Here is a 3291-nt window from a genome sequence, read left to right as displayed (position 1 = left end):
CTTTCGTCATACGCAAAATATGTGTACGCCGAAGCCCCCCTGTGGGAGCGAGCCTGCTCGCGAAAGCGTCAGTAGTCACACCGAAAATCTCAAAGCCCCATCTGCTTGCTGATGATTTCGTTCATCACTTCCCGCGTCCCGCCCCCGATCGAAAGTATCCGGTTATCCCGGTACAGCCGCTCCACCAGACTCTCGCGCATGTAGCCCATTCCCCCCAGGATCTGCACCGCGTCGTGGGTAATCCTGTCCGCCGTGTCGGTGGCGAAATTCTTGGCCATGGAGATCTCCTTGATCACACTCTGCCCCGCGGCCATTTTCGCCGCCTGGCGGTAGGTGAACTCCCTTGAGACTTCCAGTTCCGTGGCCATTTCGGCGAGGCGGTGCTTGATCACCTGGAACTTGCCGATAGGTTTGCCGAAGGCCTCACGCTCTCGCGCCCACTTCAGGCTTTCCTCCAGGGCGAGCTGCGCCGTCATGTTGGCCATCAAGGCCAGCGCCAGGCGTTCGCTCTGGAAATTGCCCATGATGCAGGCAAAACCCATGTTCTCGCTGCCGATCAGATTGCCCACCGGCACGCGGCAATCATCGAAGAACAGCTCGGCGGTGTCCGATGCCCACCAGCCCATTTTCTTCAACTGCCGCCCCACGGTGAAACCGGGGGCGCCCTTCTCGATCAACAACAGGCTGATGCCGGCGAAACCCGGCTCACCGGTGCGCACCGCAACCGTGTAGTAATCCGCACGTACGCCACTGGTGATAAAGGTTTTGCTGCCGCTGACCCGGTAAAAATCGCCGTCACGCACGGCGCGGGTTTGCAGGTTGGCGACGTCTGAACCGCCGCCGGGTTCGGTGACGGCCAGGGCGCTGATCTTCTTGCCGGACACCACCTGCGGCACGACGTGGTCACGGACTTGTGGCCTGGCCCATTTGAGAATCGGCGGCAGACCGATGTCCAACGACCCCAACCCCGCTACCAGGCCACCTGAACCACAGCGCATCAGCTCTTCGCTGGCGGCGACCTTGGCGAACAAATCTCCTTCATGGCTCCCGCCGAGCGCTTCCGGGTAACCGATCCCGAGAATCCCCGCCGCACCAGCCTTGAGGTAAAGCTCACGGGGAAAGCTTTCGGCTTCTTCCCACTGATCGATGTCAGGAAGAATCTCGCGTTCGACGAATCGTCTGACGCTGTCGCGGACCAATTGGTGGCTGGGATCGAAGTATTCCTGAAAGGCAGGCATCGGCGAACTCCACTGAAGGGTTCAGCGAAGTTAACCGAGCGCTTGCTTGGTTTACAACAGGATTGTGTGAATCAGGGAGTCCGAGGTGCACCCTTCGCGAGCAGGCTCGCTCCCACATTGGATTTTCGGTGTATACGAATCCCTTGTGGGAGCGAGCCTGCTCGCGAAGGCGTCATAACAGACGACACACAAACTAAAGCGAAATCGGTTTACGCCCCGCAAACGAATGCGCCAGTGTCCCACCATCCACCAGTTCCAGCTCGCCCCCAAGCGGCACGCCATGGGCAATACGCGAAGCGATCAGGCCTTTGCTGCTGAGCAACTGGGCGATGTAGTGCGCCGTGGCCTCCCCTTCCACCGTCGGGTTGGTGGCGAGGATCACTTCGGTGAACGTACCCGCTTCCTCGATCCGCGCCATCAACTGGGGAATGCCAATGGCTTCCGGCCCCAGGCCATCGAGGGGCGAAAGGTGTCCCTTGAGCACGAAATAGCGACCGCGAAACCCGGTCTGCTCCACGGCGTAGACATCCATTGGCCCCTCCACCACGCAGAGCAGCGTATCGTCGCGCCGGGTATCGGCGCACTGCGGGCAAAGATCATCTTCGGTCAGCGTGCGGCACAAACGGCAGTGACCGACCCCTTCCATGGCCTGGCTCAGGGCCTGTGCCAATCGCGAGCCGCCGCTGCGATCACGCTCAAGCAACTGCAACGCCATGCGCTGGGCGGTTTTCTGACCCACGCCTGGCAAAACGCGCAGGGCATCGATCAGTTGGCGAATCAAAGGGCTGAAGCTCATGGGGGAAAAATCCGACAAAACAACGAGACGCGGTTTATACCCGCGCCTCTGTTTAGCGTCAAATTGCAGCATCAATTAGTTCTGGGCGACCCGTACCACCAGTTTGCCGAAGTTGCGTCCTTCCAGCAGACCGATGAACGCCTGGGGCGCATTTTCCAGGCCATCGACCACATCTTCACGGAATTTCACCTTGCCGTCACGCACCCACGGCGCCATGGCGCTGGCGAACTCAGGCTGACGGTCGCCGTAATCGTCGAACACGATGAAGCCCTGGATCCGCACGCGCTTGGTCAGCAGCGTACGCTGCAACTGTGGCAGGCGATCCGGCCCGCTCGGCGCTTCGCTGGCGTTGTAGGAAGCAATCAGGCCGCACAGCGGAATCCGCGCCTTGGGATTGAGTAACGGCACGACCGCGTCGAAGACCTTGCCACCGACGTTTTCGTAATAGATGTCGATACCCTTGGGGCACGCCTGAGCCAGTTCATCGACGAAGTCCGGGCTCCTGTGGTCGATGCAGGCATCAAAACCCAAATCTTGAATCACGTAGCGGCACTTGTCCGCGCCTCCCGCCACACCGACCACCCGCAAGCCCTTGATCTTCGCCACTTGGCCAACCACCGAACCCACCGCGCCGGATGCAGCCGCCACCACCAGGGTTTCACCGGCCTTGGGTTGACCGATGTCCATCAATCCCATGTAGGCAGTCATGCCCGGCATGCCCGGCATGCCCAGGACGCCCAGGGCCATGGACGGGCTGGGCAGCGTTGAGGGAATCGGCATGATGCTGCGACCGTCATTGATGCTGTGGCTTTGCCAGCCCGTGGCTCCGACCACCAGATCGCCTTCCTGAAACTTGGGATTGAGCGAGCGCTCGACCCGACTGACCGCGCCACCGGTCATCACCTCGCCGATTTCCACCGGGGCTGCGTAGGACGGAGCATCACTCATGCGTCCGCGCATGTACGGGTCCAGCGACAGATAAAGGGTTTTGAGCAACACCTGACCGTCCGCCAGATCGGGTAGCGCGACCCGTTCCAGGCGAAAGTTCTCCGGCGTCGGCGCGCCGACCGGGCGCGAGGCCAGGACGATGCGTTGGTTGAGGGTCAATGGATCGGACATGTCAGCGTCTCCTTTGGTCGATGAGTTCGGGGGTATAGGGAGCAGACCTTTGGGGCAATAGTGCGTTCGATGTTTCTACTTTAAGGCCGGGTTGTCTTCTTCGCGAGCAGGCTCGCTCCCACATTGGAATTCGACCAC

Annotated in this window: 3 protein-coding genes; all 3 read right to left on the bottom strand. The window is 60.8% G+C overall.

The features are described 5' to 3' along the window. Nucleotides 1–89 precede the first annotated feature (89 nt). Nucleotides 90–1238 (bottom strand): acyl-CoA dehydrogenase family protein, encoded by a 1149-nt coding sequence (locus tag ACW9HW_RS29555; protein WP_457402868.1) that lies wholly within the window; start codon nucleotides 1236–1238, stop codon nucleotides 90–92. Between the two features lie 193 nt (nucleotides 1239–1431). Beyond that, nucleotides 1432–2034, bottom strand: a complete 603-nt coding sequence (gene recR, locus ACW9HW_RS29550; protein ID WP_095197317.1) for a recombination mediator RecR — start codon at nucleotides 2032–2034, stop codon at nucleotides 1432–1434. 75 nt (nucleotides 2035–2109) lie between these two features. After that, nucleotides 2110–3153 (bottom strand): NADP-dependent oxidoreductase, encoded by a 1044-nt coding sequence (locus ACW9HW_RS29545; RefSeq protein ID WP_457402866.1) that lies wholly within the window; start codon nucleotides 3151–3153, stop codon nucleotides 2110–2112. Nucleotides 3154–3291: the final 138 nt, after the last annotated feature.

This window comes from Pseudomonas sp. SDO5532_S415 (assembly GCF_054071155.1).
Note: the sequence above shows the minus strand (reverse complement) of the source record. Positions and strands in the feature narration are given on the sequence as shown.